Raw genomic sequence first — 17,168 nt, 5'->3', positions numbered from 1 at the left:
ATGCTTAAATGTGACCGCTTGGTTCGATGGGCCATCCAACTGTCAGTTTCTTGCGTCCCCAGAGCGGGGCGCCAACTCTCCGACGACAAGATCATTAGGGGCTTGTTACATGTCTGCTTCCCTCGCATTTGTCTTTCCAGGACAGGGTTCGCAGTCCCTCGGCATGCTGGCCGAGCTGGGCGCGCAACATCCGGTTGTCCTTGAAACATTCAAAGAAGCTTCCGATGCACTGGGTTACGACCTGTGGGCACTGACCCAGCAAGGGCCGGAAGAGCAACTCAATCAAACCGATAAAACCCAGCCGGCCATTCTGACCGCCTCTATCGCCCTGTGGCGTCTGTGGCTGGCCGAAGGTGGCGCGCGCCCGGCTTACGTTGCCGGGCACAGCCTGGGTGAATACAGCGCGCTGGTTGCGGCAGGCAGTCTGAGCCTGGGCGATGCGGTGAAGCTCGTCGAGCGTCGTGGCCAACTGATGCAGGAAGCCGTTCCGGCCGGTCAGGGCGGCATGGCTGCCATCCTGGGCCTGGACGATGCCGACGTACTGGCAGCCTGTGCCGAAGCGGCGCAAGGCGAAGTTGTCAGCGCGGTCAATTTCAACTCGCCGGGCCAGGTGGTCATCGCTGGCGCCAAGGCTGCAGTCGAGCGCGCCATCGAAGGCTGCAAGGCGCGTGGTGCCAAGCGCGCCATGCCGTTGCCGGTCAGCGTTCCGTCGCACTGCGAGCTGATGCGTCCGGCTGCCGAGCGTTTCGCCGAATCGATCGCTGCGATCGACTGGCAGGCGCCCCAGATTCCCGTGGTGCAGAACGTCAGTGCCCAGGTGTCGGCCGATCTGGAAACCCTCAAGCGCGATCTGCTCGAGCAACTGTACAAGCCAGTACGCTGGGTTGAATCGGTCCAGGCGCTGGCCGCCAAGGGTGCGACCAACCTGGTCGAGTGTGGTCCGGGCAAAGTGCTGGCCGGTCTGAACAAGCGTTGCGCCGAAGGCGTGTCGACATCCAACCTCAATACCCCAGACGCTTTCGCTGCCGCCCGTGCAGCGTTGGCCTGAATCAGGAGAAGCTTGCATGAGTCTGCAAGGTAAAGTTGCACTGGTCACCGGTGCAAGCCGTGGCATCGGCCAGGCCATCGCCCTGGAACTGGGTCGTCAGGGCGCCATCGTTGTTGGTACCGCGACCTCCGCGTCGGGTGCTGAACGCATTGCCGCAACCCTGAAGGAAAACGGTATTCAAGGCACTGGCCTGGAACTCAATGTCACCAGCGACGAGTCCGTGGCAAGTGTTCTGGCGAGCATTCAGGAGCAGTTCGGTGCGCCGGCGATTCTGGTCAATAATGCCGGTATCACCCGCGATAACCTGATGATGCGCATGAAAGACGACGAGTGGCACGACGTTGTCGATACCAATCTGAACAGTCTGTTCCGCCTGTCCAAAGGCGTTTTGCGTGGCATGACCAAAGCCCGTTGGGGCCGAATTATCAGTATTGGCTCGGTTGTGGGTGCCATGGGCAACGCAGGCCAAGTAAACTACGCTGCCGCCAAGGCCGGTCTGGAAGGTTTCAGCCGTGCACTGGCGCGTGAAGTCGGTTCGCGTTCGATTACGGTAAACTCGGTGGCCCCTGGGTTCATCGATACCGATATGACCCGTGAACTGCCCGAGGCGCAGCGTGAAGCCTTGCAGACGCAGATTCCGCTGGGTCGCCTGGGGCAGGCTCAAGAGATCGCGTCCGTGGTCGCTTTTCTTGCGTCGGACGGTGCGGCTTACGTTACCGGAGCTACAATCCCGGTGAACGGCGGGATGTACATGTAATTCAAATGTGACGGATTGCTTCAAAAAAATGTCATACGAGCTGTCTAAAATCCGTTATAAAGCTGCAATCTATTTATAGGCAGAGGGTCACCGGGTTCGAGGAGTGAAGCTTTCAGTTGAAAAGCTGAAAAGTCTTTCTATACACTTACCCACTGGCCAGCTGCCTGAATTTGTCCATTAGGAGTGAAAACAAGGTATGAGCACCATCGAAGAGCGCGTCAAGAAAATCGTTGCTGAGCAACTGGGCGTTAAAGAAGAAGAAGTGGTCAACACTGCTTCCTTCGTTGAAGACCTGGGTGCCGACTCCCTTGACACCGTTGAGCTGGTGATGGCTCTGGAAGAGGAATTCGAGACCGAAATCCCTGACGAAGAAGCCGAGAAGATCACTACTGTACAAGCTGCAATCGACTACGTTACTAGCCACCAGGCGTAATAGTTTGTAATCGTTGCTCGCTGTCATGGAAAAACCGCACTGCCATCATGGCGTGCGGTTTTTTCTTTAGGCCTGATGCAAAGTCGTCATTTGAAAAAAGGAGAGTGCTGTGTCGCGTAGACGCGTCGTAGTCACCGGTATGGGTATGTTGTCGCCACTGGGCACGGATGTGCCGAGCAGTTGGCAGGGCATTCTGGCTGGCCGCAGTGGCATTGGTCTGATCGAACACGCCGACCTTTCTGCCTATTCCACCCGTTTTGGCGGCTCGGTAAAGGACTTCAATGTCGAGGAATACCTGTCGGTCAAGGAAGCCCGCAAGCTCGACCTGTTCATTCAATACGGTCTGGCCGCAGGGTTTCAGGCGGTACGCAATTCCGGTCTGGAAGTCACTGACGCCAACCGTGAGCGTATCGGCGTGGCCATGGGCTCGGGTATTGGCGGTCTGACCAATATCGAAGAAACCGCCCGCACGCTGCACGAGACCGGCCCACGACGGATCTCTCCGTTCTTCGTGCCAGGCTCGATCATCAATATGATTTCCGGTTTCCTGTCCATCCACCTCGGTGCACAAGGACCCAACTACGCCATCGCCACGGCCTGTACCACCGGTACACACTGCATTGGCATGGCAGCCCGCAACATCATGTACGACGAAGCCGACGTGATGATTGCCGGCGGTGCCGAGATGGCGGCCTGCGGTTTGGGCATGGGCGGCTTCGGTGCTTCCCGCGCGCTGTCGACCCGCAACGACGAGCCGACCCGCGCCAGCCGTCCATGGGACAAGGGCCGCGATGGCTTTGTATTGTCCAATGGTGCCGGTGCGCTGGTACTGGAAGAGCTCGAGCACGCCAAGGCGCGTGGCGCGACCATCTACGCCGAGCTGATCGGCTTCGGCACCAGTGGCGACGCCTACCACATGACTTCGCCGCCAGTCGATGGCGCGGGTGCTGCGCGCTGCATCACCAATGCGCTACGCGATGCCAAAATCAATGGCGATCAAGTGCAGTACATCAATGCCCACGGCACGTCGACTTCGGCAGGCGACCTGGCTGAAGTCAATGCGATCAAGTCGGTGTTCGGCGAGCACGCCTACAAGCTGGCTGTCAGTTCCACCAAGTCCATGACCGGCCACCTGCTGGGGGCGGCGGGCGCGGTCGAGGCGATCTTCAGCGTGCTGGCGATCAACAGCCAGGTAGCACCGCCGACCATCAACCTCGATGAGCCGGATGAAGGCTGCGACCTCGATTTCGTGCCGCACACGGCGCGCAACATGGATATCGATGTGGTCGTTTCCAACTCCTTCGGTTTTGGTGGCACCAATGGCTCGCTGGTGTTCCGCCGGTTCGCAGGCTGATGGACAGCTGGGTCGACGGTCAGCCGGCTGACGCTTTGTCGCTGAAGGATCGCGGCCTGGCTTATGGCGATGGCCTGTTCGAGACCATCGCCGTGCGCAACGGGCAGCCCGTGTTGCTGGACCGGCATCTGTCGCGTCTGGTGGACGGCTGCTCGCGTTTGGCAATTACTGCCGATCATGAGTTGGTCCGCAGCGAGTTGCTGGCCTATGCGGCGGCACTGGGTGACGGGGTGCTCAAGCTCATCCTCACCCGTGGCGATGGTCTGCGCGGTTACGCCCCCGATCCTTCGGCCCAGGCCCGACGCATTCTGCAAGGCAATCCACCTGCGGCTTATCCTGCCGCGCACGGTGAGCAGGGTGTTCGCCTGTTTCCTTGCACCACGCGATTGTCCAGGCAGCCATTGCTGGCCGGCCTCAAGCACCTGAATCGTCTTGAACAAGTCCTCGCCCGTGCCGAATGGCAGGACACCGAGCATGCCGAAGGCTTGATGCTCGATCAGGCCGGGCGCGTGATTGAAGGTGTGTTCAGCAACTTGTTCCTGGTGCGTGATGGCGTGCTCATCACCGCTGACCTCAAGCGCTGCGGCGTGGCAGGCGTGATGCGTGCCGAAATATTGTTTCAGGCCAAGTCGCTGGGAATCCCCACGCAAATCACCGATATCCCCCTCGAACAGCTGCAATGGGCTAACGAAGTCTTTGTCTGCAACAGCGTGTATGGTATTTGGCCGGTGCGCGCCTATGCTGCTCTTCACTGGCCGGTTGGGCCGCTCACCCGTAAACTCCAAACCATTGCCCGTGTGCTACTGGATGCTTGATACGTGAGACGTAAACTCTTGCTGCTGCTGGAAACCGGAGTGGTTCTGGCAGGGCTGCTGCTGGGTGCTTCAGCCTGGAAAATTCATTCGGCGCTGGTACAGCCGCTGAACATTGCCCAGGAACAATTGCTGGATGTGCCCAAGGGCACCACGCCGACCCGCACCTTCTACCGACTCGAAGCCAATGGCGTCATCAAGGACGCATTCTGGCTGCGGGTATATTGGCGCTTCAACCTCGCCAAACAACCCCTGCACAGCGGTGAATACCGCATGAAACCGGGCATGACCGTTGAAGGCCTGATCGACCTGTGGAAGCGCGGGGACATGGTTCAGTACAGCCTGACCCTGGTCGAAGGCTGGAATTTCCGTCAGGTCCGCGCAGCGCTGGCCAAGGAAGAGAGGCTCGACCATAGTCTCGACGGTTTGAGCGACAGCCAGGTCATGGACAAGCTCGGCCACACCGGGATTTTTCCGGAAGGGCGCTTTTTCCCTGACACCTACCGTTACGTGCGGGGCATGTCCGATGTCGAGCTGCTGAAAACCGCTTACGACCGCCTCGACGAAGTGCTGGCCAAGGAGTGGGAGCAGCGCTCTTCCGATGTGCCGTACACCGAGCCCTACCAGGCGCTGATCATGGCTTCGCTGGTGGAAAAGGAAACCGGCGTACCGCAGGAGCGTGGGCAGATTGCCGGCGTGTTTGTGCGCCGCATGGCGATAGGCATGCTGCTGCAGACCGACCCGACGGTGATCTACGGCCTCGGCGACCGCTACAGCGGCAAGCTGACCCGGGCTCACCTCAAGGAATCGACGCCCTACAACACCTACATGAATGCGGGCCTGCCGCCGACCCCGATTTCCATGGTCGGTCGCGAAGCCATCCATGCAGCGCTCAATCCGGTGGAGGGCAACAGCCTTTACTTCGTGGCGCGTGGTGATGGCACTCACGTGTTCTCCGATGACCTGGATGCCCATAACAATGCCGTGAAGGAGTTCCAGCTCAAGCGTCGCGCCGATTACCGCTCCAGCCCGGCACCCGCTACCACGCCAGAGACAGCGCCGACCCAGGCTGAACAAAACGGTACGCAGGAGGCCGAGGCCTCGCAGGAGCTGGCACCGATCCCGGCCGCTTCGCCGAACGCGGCTCCCGAGGCGCTGCCGCAAGTGCCAGCGCAAGATCCTGCGCCAGCCCCTGAAACGCCCGAACTCGATGCCAACGCACCGAAAAGCTCGCAATGACTCTGATTAAGGACTGCCTGTGACCGGCTTGTTTATTACTCTGGAAGGCCCCGAAGGCGCCGGCAAGAGCACCAATCGCGAATACCTGGCCGAGCGCCTGCGCGCCGCCGGCATCGAGGTGGTGCTGACCCGCGAGCCGGGTGGCACGCCGTTGGCCGAGCGCATCCGTGAAGTGCTGCTGGCCCCGGTCGATGAAGTCATGAACCCGGATACCGAGTTACTGCTGGTGTTCGCGGCGCGTGCCCAGCACCTGGCCGAGGTGATTCGCCCGGCGCTGGCTCGCGATGCCGTGGTCTTGTGTGATCGTTTCACCGATTCGACATACGCCTACCAAGGTGGCGGTCGCGGCTTGTCGCTGGAGCGCATCGCGACTCTGGAAACCTTCGTCCAGGGCGATCTGCGCCCGGACCTGACGCTGATTTTCGATCTGCCTGTCGAGGTCGGCCTGGCCCGCGCCAGCGCTCGTGGTCGTCTGGATCGCTTCGAGCTCGAAGGCCGGACCTTTTTCGATGCCGTGCGCAGTGCCTTCCTCAAGCGGGCCGAGGCGGATCCGGCGCGTTATGTGCTGGTCGATGCTGCCCAGCCGTTGGCACAGGTTCAGCAATCACTGGATACCTTGCTGCCGCGCCTGCTGGAGTTGAGCCGTGGCTGAGGCCTATCCGTGGCAGGAAAACCTCTGGCAGCAACTGGCCGGTCGCGCCCAGCATGCCCACGCCTACCTGCTGCATGGCCCGGCCGGGATCGGCAAGCGGGCACTGGCCGAGCGCTTGATGGCCAGCTTGCTGTGCAAGCGCCCGAACGCGCTGGAAGCCTGCGGAGAGTGCAAGTCCTGCCTGCTGCTCAAGGCTGGCAGCCACCCGGATAACTACATCCTGGAGCCGGAAGAGGCCGACAAGGCGATCAAGGTCGACCAGGTTCGCGATCTGGTCGGTTTCGTGGTGCAGACCGCGCAGTTGGGCGGTCGCAAGGTGGTGCTGATCGAGCCGGCCGAGTCGATGAACATCAACGCCGCCAACGCCTTGCTCAAAAGCCTTGAAGAACCGTCCGGCGATACAGTGTTGTTGCTGGTCAGCCATCAGCCGAGCCGTTTGTTGCCAACCATCAAGAGTCGCTGCGTGCAGCAGGCCTGTCCGCTGCCGGGCGAGGCCATGAGCTTGAAGTGGCTGGCCCGGGCGTTGCCGGAGTGCTCCGAAGAAGAGCGCGTCGAACTGCTGACGCTGGCCGCTGGTTCGCCACTGGCGGCGGTCAATCTCCAGGCCCAGGGCGTGCGTGAACAGCGCGCGCAAGTGGTGGAGGGGGTGAAGAAACTCCTCAAGCAACAGCAGTCGCCGACGCAACTGGCCGAAGAATGGAAAAACATTCCGATGTTGCGCCTGTTCGACTGGTTCTGCGATTGGTCGAGCCTGATCCTGCGTTATCAGTTGACCCAGGATGAAGCCGGCCTCGGCCTGACCGACATGCGCAAGGTCGTGCAATACCTGGCGCAGAAAAGCGCCCAGGGCAAAGTCCTTGATATTCAGGACTGGATCCTCGCCCAGCGACAGAAAGTCTTGAGCAAGGCCAACCTCAATCCGGCCTTGCTGCTGGAGGCATTGCTGGTGCAATGGGTGTCGTTGCCTACCCAGCGATGACTGTCTGCGCCTAGACTCTGAGTATCAGAACATCCGACCGTCCCACCCATTCGATACAAGTTGCAGCCCTTTATGCTCGTAGATTCCCATTGTCACCTTGATCGCCTCGACCTGACTGTCCACGACGGCTCCCTGGATGCAGCCCTTGATGCGGCCCGGCAGCGCGGGGTAGGGCACTTTCTGTGTATCGGTGTCAGCGCGGACAACGCGGCCGACGTCAAAGCCCTGGCCGAACGTTATGACGACGTCGACTGCTCGGTGGGCGTGCACCCTCTGGATGTGCAGCCGGGCGCCGCGCCAGCGCTGGACTGGCTGTTGCGGGAGCTCAATCACCCGCGTGTGGTGGCGATTGGCGAAACAGGTCTGGACTATCACTACGAGCCGGAAGCGGCAGAGTTGCAGCAGGAGTCCTTCCGCCTGCACCTGCAAGCGGCGCAACAGACCGGCAAGCCGGTGATCATCCATACCCGTGGCGCCCGCGCCGATACCCTGGACTTGCTGCGTGAGGCGGCGCTGCCCCAGGCGGGGGTGCTGCATTGCTTTACCGAAGACTGGGAGATGGCGAAGGCCGCGCTGGACATGGGCTATTACATTTCCCTGTCCGGGATTGTCACTTTCCGCAATGCCGACGCGTTGCGCGATGTGGCCAGCAAGGTACCGGCCGACCGGTTGCTGGTGGAAACCGACTCGCCGTATCTGGCACCGATTCCCTATCGCGGCAAGCCAAACCTGCCGCAGTACGTGCGTGAAGTTGCGGAATTTCTGGCAATGTTGCGTGGTGAGTCCTACGAGCGATTTGCCGAGCAAACTACGGCGAATTTCAAGCGGCTGTTCCCGCTGGCACATGTAAAAGGTTAAATCGCAGGCAAAAAAAACCCGGGTTCTGGGGGGTGAATCCGGGTTAAGACCATTAGGAGTAAAACAATGGCACACGGTCCGTTGGTACCAATATCGGCGTGACACTTGGGGGAGATGCCCCGCCGACAGTTCAAGTATTGATCAGGATTGCGCCTCGTCCAGTTTAGCGGCCAGGGTTTTTAAACAAATTTGGAATACGTGCGCTTCGGAAGAGTTCTCATCACCCTGTAAACGTACGCGGAATGACCAGAAAGCGCAGATATGGTCGGATGATCCGTGCATTTTTGCGTAAGTTAGGCATAATACGCGGCTTCGAATTTTGACCCCCGACAGACCTTTTCTTATGCATAAAGAACCTCGTAAGGTCCGTGAATTCCGTCGCCGCGAGCAGGAAATTCTCGATACCGCGCTCAAGCTGTTCCTCGAACAAGGTGAAGACAGTGTCACCGTCGAGATGATTGCTGATGCCGTCGGTATCGGCAAAGGCACGATCTACAAGCACTTCAAATCCAAGGCGGAAATCTATCTGCGCCTGATGCTCGACTACGAGCGCGATTTGAACGAGCTGTTGCACTCCGCCGACGTCGACAAGGACAAGGAAGCCCTGTCCCGTGCCTATTTCGAATTCCGCATGCGCGATCCTCAACGCTATCGCCTGTTCGACCGCCTTGAAGAGAAAGTGGTCAAGGGCAACCAGGTACCGGAGATGATCGAGGAGCTGCACAAGATCCGTGCCTCGAACTTCGAACGCCTGACCCTGCTGATCAAGGGCCGGATCAGCGAAGGCAAGCTGGAAGACGTGCCACCTTACTTCCATTACTGCGCATCCTGGGCGCTGGTGCACGGTGCCGTCGCGCTGTATCACTCGCCGTTCTGGAGCAATGTGCTGGAAGATCAGGAAGGTTTCTTCCAGTTCCTGATGGATATTGGCGTGCGCATGGGCAACAAGCGCAAGCGCGACACCGACACTTCCGGCAGCTGAGCCATTCAGTTGCCTTATTGCGCCATGATTTCGCTACTTGGCGCAGTACCGCAGGAATATACTCAGGTAGAGGACTTGCTAAAACTTGATTTCTGAGTCAAGTTTTAGCGGCCCGATATTCTTCCGCCGGAGTGACCATGATCGTTGATCGTCAAGGCAGGCGTTTTCGCAACTTGCGAATCAGTCTGACCTCAGCCTGCAATTACGCCTGTACCTACTGCGTGCCCAATGGCAAGCGGCTGGTGGCTGCGCAGGATGAATTGTCGGCCGAAGCCATGGCGCGCGGCGTGGCTTACCTGATTGAAGCGGCGGGCATCGAGCGTCTGCGCATTACCGGCGGCGAGCCGCTGGTCAGCCCGAAACTCGAAGCGTTCATGACAGCGGTCGGTCAGATGGGCCTGGAAGACATCAGCCTGACCACCAATGGTCAGTTGCTGGCGAAGAAACTGCCGCTGCTGGTGAACGCGGGCATTCGGCGCCTCAACGTTTCCCTCGATACCCTGGACGCCAGTGCGTTCCGCGGCATTGCCCGGGGCGGCGACCTGGCCACCGTGCTCAATGGCATGAACGAGGCCAGTGCGGCCGGCATGAAGATCAAGGTCAACATGGTGCCGCTGCGCGGCCAGAACCTTGATCAGGTGATGCCGCTGCTCGACTACTGCCTGGAGCGCGGTTATGAACTGCGTTTCATCGAGCTGATGCGCATGGGCCACCTGGCCAACGATTCCAATGCCTTTCTGCAACAGTTCGTCAGCCTCCAGCAATTGCTGAGCCTGATCGGCGAGCGCTACGAGTATCTGCAAGCCGACGCCCCCGTCGATGCGACAGCGGTGCGCTATGAAATTCCGGGGCAAGGCCATTTCGGCGTGATCGCCAACGAAAGTGTGCCGTTCTGCCGTACCTGCTCGCGCCTTCGTTTGTCCTCTACCGGGTGGCTGCATGGCTGCCTGTCGTCGAGCAATCGCCATTACATCGGCGACCTGCTGGACAAGCCGCGCCATCAGGCGCTGCCAGCCTTGCAGCGACTGCTGGTGAAAGCCTTGGGGGACAAGCAGGAAGTGGCGTTCTCCGGTGGCGCGACTGTCATGAAAATTATCGGCGGTTGAACTGGCCTCATCGCGGGCAAGCCACGCTCCCACAGGGTTTACGCCAAACCCTGTGGGAGCGTGGCTTGCCCGCGATTGCGTTTGATCAGGCAAAGCGCAACTTGAGCTGGCGCGGAAGCTGCATCCTACGGCCATTCGCCGGTTTTCCGACACCGGCCTCTGGAGGATAGGATGCGTAGCCTGGTTTTGCTGCTGGCCGTTTTGGCACTTGGTGGCTGCATGAACGTCAGCGATATGGCCGAAGGGACTCGTTACCATATGAGCGATGCGGGGTTACTCGACCACAGTGATAGCCGTCGCGCAAACAACCTGCGCATTCAGCCGGACTCGTTCGTCTACATCGCCCAGGGCGCTTTCATGCCGCCAGGCAGCGACGTTTACCCGCGGCCCAACGTGATTGCCGAAGTTGCGTTCGATGGCTTCGTCGAATACTTCCCGATGGTCCGCCGTGCCCGTACGCCGGAAGGCCTCGACCAGGCCATGGGCGACGCCCGTGCCGCCGGTGCGCACTATCTGCTCTACACCCGGTTTGCCAAATCCGACGACCGTATCGGCAACTCGGACGAGTGGCTGGACCAGGAAGCCCTGGATCGTCTCGGCATCGACAGCGGTATGATTCAGATCATGTTGATCGAGACCAGCACCCAGTATTTGATTGATACTGCAACCATCAAGAGTCGTGGCGGTTTACTGACGTTCCACGATAAAAAACCCGAAGACCTGATGGGCCCGCCGCTGGAACAATATGCGCGCAGCCTGCTGGGCCTCAGCGACCAGTAATGCCAAGGAGAACGCCATGAGTGGCCCGCAAAAAGCCAACGACCTGCTGGGGCAAATCCCCAAGACCAAAGGCTTGCCGCCGGTGCACCTGTGGAATCCGGATTTCTGCGGCGACATCGACATGCGCATCGCCCGCGACGGCACATGGTTTTACCTGGGCACGCCGATCGGGCGCAAACCGATGGTCAAACTGTTCTCCACCATCATTCGCCGCGACGGCGATGATTATTTCCTGATCACTCCGGTGGAAAAGGTCGGCATCAAGGTCGACGATGCGCCGTTCGTGGCGATTGCAGTGGACGTGGAAGGTGAGGGCGAGGCGCAGCTGTTGCGCTTTACCACCAACGTCGATGAAGCCACCGAGGCCGGCGCCGATCATCCGGTGCGCGTGATCATCGACCCGGTAACGCAGGAGCCAGCCCCTTACGTGCATGTGCGCAGCAATCTTGAAGCCTTGATCCATCGCAACGTGTTCTATCAATTGGTGGAGCTGGCGGTGAGTCGCGAGATCGACGGCCAGCGCTGGCTCGGTGTATGGAGTGGCGGCGAGTTTTTCCCCATCGGCCTCGAACCCTGACACCCCCACATTGGATTTCTGATTTTCCCCAAAGAATCAAATTGACTTCCAATCATATGATGATTAGCGTGGGCCTCCAATGCGAACGGCTTTGAGGTGTCCATGTCCAGCAGCTTTCATGCATCGACGGTTGACTGGCTGGGTTGCTGGCTCGCCACGGGGCAGGTCAAGCCGGGTGAGTCACTCAAGGTCGAAGCCGACCTAGGCGAACAGCTTGGTGTAAGCCGCACGGTCATCCGTGAAGCCATCAAGACCCTGGTTGCCAAAGGCATGCTAGAGGTCGGGCCGAAAGTCGGCACGCGGGTGTTGCCGGTGCGGCGCTGGAACCTCTTCGATCCACAAGTCGTCGGCTGGTTGTCACGCAGCGGCTTGCCGGAAAACTTCGTCGACGATCTGCTCGACCTGCGCCGTACCATCGAACCGATGGCCGTGCGCTGGGCCTGCGAGCGCGCAACCGGCGAACAGGTAAATGCGATCCTGTTGGCCTGCAACGCGCTGGAACGGGCGGTGGACAGCGGCATCGATTACAACCGTGCCGACCAGCTCTTCCACGAGTGCATTCTCGCTGCCAGCCACAATCAATTCATCGAACAAATGGTTCCCGCTCTCGGCGCGTTGTTGGCGGTGGCCTTTGAAGTGTCCGCCGCCGACCCGGATGAACTGCGTCGCACCTTGCCGATTCACCGGGACCTGGCCGAGGCTATCGCGGCCCGTGATACCGCCCGGGGTGTCTGGGCCTGCATGACCCTGATCGATAACGCGGACCTGGCGATCAAGCGCTACTACCCGCAAGTCATGGCCGATAAAAAGGCCAGCTGACAACGAAAATCCCCACATAAAAACAAGAACAATGCAGGAGGTTTCATGGCGTGGACTGCGGTGACCGGACATCGGGCACAACTGGGCGAAGGTCCGTTCTGGGATGCGCCCACCCAAGCCCTGTACTGGGTGGACATCGCCGGTAAACAGGCGCTGCGATTGATTGGCGCCAACGTGCAGATCTGGCAGATGCCGGAGCACGTGTCGGCGTTCATTCCCTGCGAAAGCGGCGACGCGCTGGTGACACTGAGCAGCGGGGTGTATCGCCTCGACCTCGACTCTCCTGGCCTGGAACCGCGCCTGACGTTGCTCTGCGTGGCCGATCCACAACCGGGCAACCGCCCCAACGAAGCCCGCTGCGACGCCCAGGGCCGACTTTGGCTCGGCACCATGCAAAACAACATCGGAGAACACGGCGAAGACCTGCCCATCGTCCGCCGTTGCGGTGGACTGTTTCGCATCGATCGCGCCGGGCGGGTTACGCCGTTGCTGCGCAATCTGGGCATTCCCAACACGCTGCTGTGGAGCGATGACGCCACCAGCGTGTATTTCGGCGACAGCCTCGACGGCACCTTGTATCGGCATTTCATCCGTACCGACGGTGCTCTCGATACGCCGCAGGTCTGGTTTGGTCCGCATTGGCGTGGCGGCCCGGACGGTTCGGCGATGGATGCCGAAGGTTTTATCTGGAATGCCCGTTGGGACGGCAGCTGCCTGCTCAGGTTGAGCCCGGACGGCAAGGTCGATCGGATCATCGAGCTGCCGGTCAGTCGCCCCACCAGCTGTGTGTTTGGCGGTGCAGACCTGAAAACCCTGTACATCACGAGCGCGGCGAGTCCGCTGGGCCATCCATTGGATGGGGCTGTGTTGTCGATTGCAGTGGATGTGCCTGGAAAGCACTGCACGCGTTTTGCCGGATAAATCCCAAAATATGGGATGTAAATATATATATTGAGATTTATCGCGAGCCGGGTTTATAGTCGGCCTCACGAGTTACATGCACTCACACTTAAAAAAACAAAACAGGTGAAGTGATGCAGCGAAGTTCCCCCGTGCTCCCTTGCGGAGCCTGTGCCTCAGAACGTTTCCGAGCTGAAACGTTTTCGCACTCACCTGTTTCCTACCCAGCGCCTTTTGACCGGACATCGACAGATGCCCGGTTTTCGTCGTGTCTTCGAACAGGAGTCTTGATCCATGGCTGAACCACTGTCATTGCCACCGGTGCCGGAACCGCCCAAGGGCGAACGCCTGAAAAACAAGGTCGTATTGTTGACCGGTGCCGCCCAGGGTATCGGCGAAGCGATTGTGGCGGCCTTCGCGTCCCAGCAGGCCAGGCTGATCATCAGCGACATTCAGGCCGAAAAAATCGAGAAGGTCGCGGCGCACTGGCGGGACCAGGGCGCCGATGTGGTGGCGATCAAGGCTGACGTGTCGCGTCAGCAGGATCTGCACGCCATGGCCCGGCTGGCGATCGACCTGCACGGCCGGATCGATGTGCTGGTCAACTGCGCCGGGGTCAACGTGTTCCGCGATCCGCTGGAAATGACCGAGGAAGACTGGCGTCGCTGCTTCGCCATCGACCTCGATGGCGCCTGGTACGGTTGCAAGGCGGTACTGCCGCAGATGATCGAGCAGGGCATCGGCAGCATCATCAATATCGCGTCCACCCATTCCTCCCACATCATCCCTGGCTGCTTCCCCTACCCGGTGGCCAAGCATGGCCTGCTCGGCCTGACCCGCGCGCTGGGCATCGAATATGCGCCCAAGGGTGTGCGCGTCAACGCGATTGCGCCGGGCTACATCGAAACCCAGTTGAACGTCGATTACTGGAACGGCTTTGCCGACCCCCACGCCGAACGCCAGCGCGCGTTTGACCTGCACCCGCCGCGCCGTATCGGGCAGCCGATCGAAGTGGCAATGACCGCCGTGTTCCTGGCCAGTGATGAAGCGCCGTTCATCAATGCCTCGTGCATCACCATCGATGGTGGGCGCTCGGTGATGTACCACGACTGAGTGATCGGGTTTTCAGGCGCGTTGCTACGCCTGAAATCCAATCATCATACGATATGACTATTGGCAGTATGTTTTTACCGCCCGCTGGTTAACAAAGAACGCTTTCAAAGAACGCTCAAGAAAAATAACAAGGAGTCAGCTTATGAATCGTCGTCATGCTATCCGTTCCCTGTGCTGTGCCGCGTTGGCGGTCTCGGCGTTCAGCCTGAACAGCACGCTGCTGGCAGCCGAGGAAGTGAAGATCGGTTTCTTGGTCAAGCAGGCGGAAGAACCCTGGTTCCAGACTGAGTGGGCATTTGCCGAAAAGGCCGGGAAAGAGAAGGGCTTCACCCTGATCAAGATCGCCGTGCCGGACGGTGAGAAAACCCTTTCGGCCATCGACAGCCTCGCGGCCAACGGCGCCAAGGGGTTCGTGATCTGCCCGCCGGACGTGTCCCTCGGCCCTGCGATCATGGCCAAGGCCAAGCTCAACGGGTTGAAAGTGATTGCCGTCGATGACCGTTTCGTCGATGCCGGCGGCAAGTTCATGGAAGACGTGCCGTACCTCGGCATGGCTGCGTTCGAAGTCGGCCAGAAGCAAGGCAATGCCATGGCGACCGAAGCGAAGAAACGCGGTTGGGAATGGAAAGATACCTATGCGGTAATCAACACCTACAACGAACTCGACACCGGCAAGAAGCGCACCGACGGTTCGGTCAAAGCGCTGGAAGATGCCGGCATGCCGAAAGACCACATCCTGTTCGCGGCCCTCAAGACCCTCGACGTGCCGGGCAGCATGGACGCCACCAACTCGGCCCTGGTGAAACTGCCGGGGGCGGCGAAGAACCTGATCATCGGCGGCATGAACGACAACACCGTCCTGGGCGGTGTGCGCGCCACCGAGAGCGCCGGTTTCGCCGCGGCCAACGTGATCGGCATCGGCATCAACGGTACCGACGCCATCGGCGAGCTGAAGAAACCCGACAGCGGCTTCTACGGTTCGATGCTGCCGAGCCCGCACATCGAGGGCTACAACACCGCCAGCATGATGTACGACTGGGTCACCACCGGCAAAGAACCTGCAAAGTTCACCGCCATGGACGACGTGACGCTGATCACCCGTGACAACTTCAAGCAGGAGCTGGAAAAGATCGGCCTGTGGAACTGACGGCCGTTTGATTTCAGCGGCGGCCCCGGCGGCGGGGTTGCCTGATCGGTGTGAAGAGGTGGTTATGCACGCGCAAACAATCCAACACGAACACAGCCTTACCGGCAGCTTGCGCTTCAACGGAATTGGCAAGACCTTTCCCGGTGTGAGGGCGCTGGACAACATCAGCTTCGTCGCCCATCCGGGGCAGGTTCACGCCTTGATGGGCGAGAACGGCGCTGGCAAGTCGACGCTGCTGAAAATCCTCGGCGGGGCCTACACGCCTTGCAGCGGTGCGTTGCAGATCGGCGAGCGGACGATGGACTTCAAGTCCACCGCCGACAGCATCGGCAGTGGTGTCGCGGTGATCCACCAGGAGCTGCATCTGGTGCCGGAAATGACCGTGGCCGAGAACCTGTTTCTCGGGCATCTGCCCGCCAGTTTCGGCCTGATCAATCGCAGTACCCTGCGCCAGCAGGCACTGGCCTGCCTCAAGGGCCTGGCCGATGAAATCGACCCGCAGGAGAAAGTCGGGCGCCTGTCCCTTGGCCAGCGGCAATTGGTGGAAATCGCCAAGGCGTTGTCCCGTGGCGCCCACGTGATTGCCTTCGACGAACCCACCAGCAGCCTTTCGGCGCGGGAGATCGACCGCTTGATGGCGATCATCGGCCGGCTGCGGGACGAGGGCAAAGTGGTGCTCTACGTGTCCCACCGCATGGAAGAAGTGTTCCGCATCTGCAACGCGGTGACGGTGTTCAAGGACGGGCGTTACGTACGCACGTTCGACGACATGAGCCAGCTGACCCACGATCAACTGGTCACCTGCATGGTCGGGCGCGACATCCAGGACATTTACGATTACCGCCCGCGCCAGCGCGGCGCGGTGGCACTCAAGGTCGATGGTCTGCTCGGGCCGGGGTTGCGCGAGCCGGTGAGCTTCGAGGTGCACAAAGGCGAAATCCTCGGGCTGTTCGGGCTGGTCGGTGCCGGTCGCACCGAGCTGTTGCGCCTGCTCAGCGGCCTGGCGCGCAACAGCGCCGGACAGCTGAAACTTCGTGGCCATGAACTGAAGCTGCGTTCACCCCGGGACGCGATTGCCGCCGGGATCCTGTTGTGCCCCGAGGACCGCAAGAAGGAAGGCATCTTGCCGCTGGCCAGCGTCGCCGAGAACATCAACATCAGCGCGCGCGGCGCTCACTCCACCTTCGGTTGCCTGTTGCGCGGCCTGTGGGAGAAGGACAATGCCGAGCAGCAGATCAAGGCGCTGAAAGTGAAGACGCCCAACGCGGCGCAAAAAATCATGTACCTGTCCGGTGGCAATCAGCAGAAGGCCATTCTCGGCCGCTGGCTGTCGATGCCGATGAAAGTGCTGCTGCTCGACGAACCCACCCGTGGCATCGACATCGGTGCCAAGGCCGAGATCTACCAGATCATCCATAACCTGGCCGCCGAGGGGATCGCGGTGATTGTGGTGTCCAGCGACTTGATGGAAGTCATGGGCATTTCCGATCGCATCCTGGTGCTGTGCGAAGGCGCCCTGCGTGGCGAGCTGAGCCGCGAACAGGCCAACGAATCCAACCTGCTGCAACTGGCTTTGCCGCGCCAACGCGCCGACGGCGTGGCGAACTGAGAG

Annotated in this window: 18 protein-coding genes; all 18 read left to right on the top strand. The window is 60.3% G+C overall.

The annotated features are described in order from the left end of the window. The first annotated feature begins 109 nt into the window (after window positions 1–109). The 18 genes from fabD (at window position 110) to araG (ending at window position 17,165) form a co-directional block, all read left to right on the top strand. On the top strand, window positions 110–1,048 hold the full coding sequence (gene fabD, locus VC35_RS02080; protein ID WP_046037471.1) for an ACP S-malonyltransferase: 939 nt from the start codon (window positions 110–112) through the stop codon (window positions 1,046–1,048). Between the two features lie 16 nt (window positions 1,049–1,064). Continuing rightward, window positions 1,065–1,805, top strand: a complete 741-nt coding sequence (gene fabG, locus VC35_RS02075) for a 3-oxoacyl-ACP reductase FabG (protein ID WP_007987168.1) — start codon at window positions 1,065–1,067, stop codon at window positions 1,803–1,805. 196 nt (window positions 1,806–2,001) lie between these two features. Continuing rightward, on the top strand, window positions 2,002–2,238 hold the full coding sequence (gene acpP, locus VC35_RS02070) for an acyl carrier protein (protein ID WP_003175607.1): 237 nt from the start codon (window positions 2,002–2,004) through the stop codon (window positions 2,236–2,238). Between the two features lie 109 nt (window positions 2,239–2,347). Next, window positions 2,348–3,592 (top strand): beta-ketoacyl-ACP synthase II, encoded by a 1,245-nt coding sequence (gene fabF / locus VC35_RS02065; RefSeq protein WP_046037470.1) that lies wholly within the window; start codon window positions 2,348–2,350, stop codon window positions 3,590–3,592. Next, on the top strand, window positions 3,592–4,407 hold the full coding sequence (pabC, locus tag VC35_RS02060; RefSeq protein ID WP_046037469.1) for an aminodeoxychorismate lyase: 816 nt from the start codon (window positions 3,592–3,594) through the stop codon (window positions 4,405–4,407). Before fabF ends, pabC begins: the two co-directional genes overlap by 1 nt. 3 nt (window positions 4,408–4,410) lie before the next feature. Then, window positions 4,411–5,643 (top strand): endolytic transglycosylase MltG, encoded by a 1,233-nt coding sequence (gene mltG, locus VC35_RS02055; protein WP_046037468.1) that lies wholly within the window; start codon window positions 4,411–4,413, stop codon window positions 5,641–5,643. Window positions 5,644–5,662: 19 nt separating this feature from the next. Continuing rightward, window positions 5,663–6,295 (top strand): dTMP kinase, encoded by a 633-nt coding sequence (gene tmk, locus VC35_RS02050; protein WP_046037467.1) that lies wholly within the window; start codon window positions 5,663–5,665, stop codon window positions 6,293–6,295. Continuing rightward, a complete protein-coding gene (locus VC35_RS02045) occupies window positions 6,288–7,274 on the top strand; it encodes a DNA polymerase III subunit delta' (protein WP_046037466.1) in 987 nt (328 codons plus the stop codon). Before tmk ends, VC35_RS02045 begins: the two co-directional genes overlap by 8 nt. Before the next feature lie 72 nt (window positions 7,275–7,346). Further along, a complete protein-coding gene (locus VC35_RS02040) occupies window positions 7,347–8,132 on the top strand; it encodes a TatD family hydrolase (protein WP_046037465.1) in 786 nt (261 codons plus the stop codon). A gap of 343 nt (window positions 8,133–8,475) precedes the next feature. Next, a complete protein-coding gene (locus tag VC35_RS02035; protein WP_008050425.1) occupies window positions 8,476–9,114 on the top strand; it encodes a TetR/AcrR family transcriptional regulator in 639 nt (212 codons plus the stop codon). A gap of 137 nt (window positions 9,115–9,251) precedes the next feature. Continuing rightward, window positions 9,252–10,220 carry a GTP 3',8-cyclase MoaA gene (locus VC35_RS02030; protein WP_046037464.1) on the top strand — a complete coding sequence of 323 codons (969 nt, stop codon included), beginning with the start codon at window positions 9,252–9,254 and terminating at the stop codon, window positions 10,218–10,220. A gap of 171 nt (window positions 10,221–10,391) precedes the next feature. Next, window positions 10,392–11,000 carry a DUF4823 domain-containing protein gene (locus tag VC35_RS02025; RefSeq protein ID WP_046037463.1) on the top strand — a complete coding sequence of 203 codons (609 nt, stop codon included), beginning with the start codon at window positions 10,392–10,394 and terminating at the stop codon, window positions 10,998–11,000. 16 nt (window positions 11,001–11,016) lie between these two features. Further along, entirely contained in the window at window positions 11,017–11,577 is a 561-nt protein-coding gene (locus VC35_RS02020; RefSeq protein WP_046037462.1) for a DUF1285 domain-containing protein, read from the top strand. Between the two features lie 102 nt (window positions 11,578–11,679). Beyond that, window positions 11,680–12,396, top strand: coding sequence for a FadR/GntR family transcriptional regulator (locus VC35_RS02015; RefSeq protein ID WP_046037461.1), 717 nt, complete (start codon window positions 11,680–11,682; stop codon window positions 12,394–12,396). Between the two features lie 45 nt (window positions 12,397–12,441). Continuing rightward, the gene (locus VC35_RS02010) at window positions 12,442–13,317 is read left to right on the top strand and encodes an SMP-30/gluconolactonase/LRE family protein (protein ID WP_046037460.1); all 876 of its coding nucleotides are present in this window, start codon (window positions 12,442–12,444) and stop codon (window positions 13,315–13,317) included. 273 nt (window positions 13,318–13,590) lie between these two features. Further along, the gene (locus VC35_RS02005; protein ID WP_046037459.1) at window positions 13,591–14,409 is read left to right on the top strand and encodes an SDR family oxidoreductase; all 819 of its coding nucleotides are present in this window, start codon (window positions 13,591–13,593) and stop codon (window positions 14,407–14,409) included. A gap of 142 nt (window positions 14,410–14,551) precedes the next feature. Next, entirely contained in the window at window positions 14,552–15,556 is a 1,005-nt protein-coding gene (locus VC35_RS02000) for a substrate-binding domain-containing protein (protein ID WP_046037458.1), read from the top strand. A 64-nt stretch (window positions 15,557–15,620) separates the two neighbouring features. Beyond that, entirely contained in the window at window positions 15,621–17,165 is a 1,545-nt protein-coding gene (gene araG / locus VC35_RS01995) for an L-arabinose ABC transporter ATP-binding protein AraG (RefSeq protein ID WP_046037457.1), read from the top strand. The last annotated feature ends 3 nt before the right edge of the window (window positions 17,166–17,168 follow it).

Source organism: Pseudomonas fluorescens, from assembly GCF_000967965.1.
Classification (GTDB): Bacteria; Pseudomonadota; Gammaproteobacteria; order Pseudomonadales; family Pseudomonadaceae; genus Aquipseudomonas; species Aquipseudomonas grandcourensis.
The sequence above is the reverse complement of the archived record's forward strand: the minus strand, read 5'-3'. Positions and strand labels throughout refer to the sequence as shown.

Bases quoted from the DNA above. Each gene is read 5' to 3' on its own strand.
- VC35_RS02000 (WP_046037458.1), top strand. From the start codon at position 14,552: ATGAATCGTCGTCATGCTATCCGTTCCCTGTGCTGTGCCGCGTTGGCG.
- VC35_RS02035 (WP_008050425.1), top strand. From the start codon at position 8,476: ATGCATAAAGAACCTCGTAAGGTCCGTGAATTCCGTCGCCGCGAGCAG.
- VC35_RS02010 (WP_046037460.1), top strand. From the start codon at position 12,442: ATGGCGTGGACTGCGGTGACCGGACATCGGGCACAACTGGGCGAAGGT.
- pabC (WP_046037469.1), top strand. From the start codon at position 3,592: ATGGACAGCTGGGTCGACGGTCAGCCGGCTGACGCTTTGTCGCTGAAG.
- araG (WP_046037457.1), top strand. From the start codon at position 15,621: ATGCACGCGCAAACAATCCAACACGAACACAGCCTTACCGGCAGCTTG.
- fabG (WP_007987168.1), top strand. From the start codon at position 1,065: ATGAGTCTGCAAGGTAAAGTTGCACTGGTCACCGGTGCAAGCCGTGGC.
- VC35_RS02015 (WP_046037461.1), top strand. From the start codon at position 11,680: ATGTCCAGCAGCTTTCATGCATCGACGGTTGACTGGCTGGGTTGCTGG.
- acpP (WP_003175607.1), top strand. From the start codon at position 2,002: ATGAGCACCATCGAAGAGCGCGTCAAGAAAATCGTTGCTGAGCAACTG.
- VC35_RS02030 (WP_046037464.1), top strand. From the start codon at position 9,252: ATGATCGTTGATCGTCAAGGCAGGCGTTTTCGCAACTTGCGAATCAGT.
- VC35_RS02020 (WP_046037462.1), top strand. From the start codon at position 11,017: ATGAGTGGCCCGCAAAAAGCCAACGACCTGCTGGGGCAAATCCCCAAG.
- fabD (WP_046037471.1), top strand. From the start codon at position 110: ATGTCTGCTTCCCTCGCATTTGTCTTTCCAGGACAGGGTTCGCAGTCC.
- VC35_RS02040 (WP_046037465.1), top strand. From the start codon at position 7,347: ATGCTCGTAGATTCCCATTGTCACCTTGATCGCCTCGACCTGACTGTC.
- VC35_RS02005 (WP_046037459.1), top strand. From the start codon at position 13,591: ATGGCTGAACCACTGTCATTGCCACCGGTGCCGGAACCGCCCAAGGGC.
- VC35_RS02025 (WP_046037463.1), top strand. From the start codon at position 10,392: ATGCGTAGCCTGGTTTTGCTGCTGGCCGTTTTGGCACTTGGTGGCTGC.